At 54.5% G+C, this 1,037-nt stretch carries 1 protein-coding gene and 1 pseudogene; both read right to left on the bottom strand.

The annotated features are described in order from the left end of the window. Positions 1-273 (bottom strand): annotated as a pseudogene (locus tag AAZR93_RS21560) (fimbrial protein); the annotation flags it as partial. 61 nt (positions 274-334) lie between these two features. Further along, positions 335-1,036 carry a fimbria/pilus periplasmic chaperone gene (locus AAZR93_RS21555; RefSeq protein WP_434721037.1) on the bottom strand — a complete coding sequence of 234 codons (702 nt, stop codon included), beginning with the start codon at positions 1,034-1,036 and terminating at the stop codon, positions 335-337. Between the last annotated feature and the right edge of the window lies 1 nt (position 1,037).

The raw sequence follows: 1,037 nt of genomic DNA, 5'->3' as shown, positions 1-1,037 counted from the left end.
CCGCAATCGACCGGTGCCAATTTCATGCAAATCAATGTCTTGCCGGGCACTGCTCATCTCCAGTCGGCATGCGCTTTCCGTTAAAGCCCCCTGGACATACAGCGTGCCCTGCGCCCCGTCCACATCCCAGTTATTCACTTGGTTCCAATTGTTGGCAACGATACGCGAGGGCGGCTCAGCCTGCGCCCCAGATAGACTGCACACCATCACACTCAACACACCTGACCACCACTGGGCGCGGGTAAGGCCGGTTTGTTTTTTTGAGCTGCCCATGTTGCTTCTCCTTGTTGTCAATCACCTCTGCGGAACAGCGTGTCCCCCCAGATGATGTGTGTTATTTTTTTTCAGGTACGACCGAGCAAGTGCTGCCCGCACACTGAAACTGCAGTTGTGGGCGCCCCCCGTAATCATTCACGTACGTTAAGACCGGACGCTCACCCACCGCCGCGGCACTCACCGTCAACGGCATACTGCTTTTGGGGGCCACCATCATTGGCTCAAAATCCTTGACCCCGGGGGTGTCTTTTTGACGACTGGCGTCCACAAACGTCACATAGTATGGCGTTGGGTTATTCACCAGGTAGCTTCCCCCCTGTTTTGTTAGGGTCATTTTGTCTTGAGGGGGTACCGCATACGGGTCGATGGCGATCCCTTTCGGCCGATAAAACAGCTTGATCCGAGTTTGTAAGGCGATTTGTAAAGTGTTGGGTTTGCTGCTTTTAGGCGGAATTTCCCGCAAATTAAAGTAGTACAGTGATTCGCGGTCTTGCGGCAGCATATTTGCCGCCGGCAGCGCTTGAATTTTGACCTGACTTGGCTTGCCCGGCTCGATGCGTTGCACAGGGGGTAACACCGTAAAGGGGCTTTGAATTTTCTGGCCCGCCTCATCTTCTATCCACCCTTGTGCCAGGTACGGCAACTGCTTGTTTTGATTACTCACGTTCAAGCTGACGGAACGGTGATCGCCATCAAACACCACCCGGGTGCGGTCTAAAGCAATCGCCGCCTCTGCTGAGGAGGTCAAGACACTCCCCATG

It is taken from the genome of Providencia sp. Je.9.19, from assembly GCF_051129765.1.
GTDB lineage: Bacteria > Pseudomonadota > Gammaproteobacteria > Enterobacterales > Enterobacteriaceae > Providencia.
This window is presented reverse-complemented; position numbering and strand designations above follow the sequence as displayed.

Excerpts from the sequence above, each read along its gene's own strand:
- AAZR93_RS21555 (WP_434721037.1), bottom strand. The coding sequence starts at position 1,036 with ATGGGGAGTGTCTTGACCTCCTCAGCAGAGGCGGCGATTGCTTTAGAC.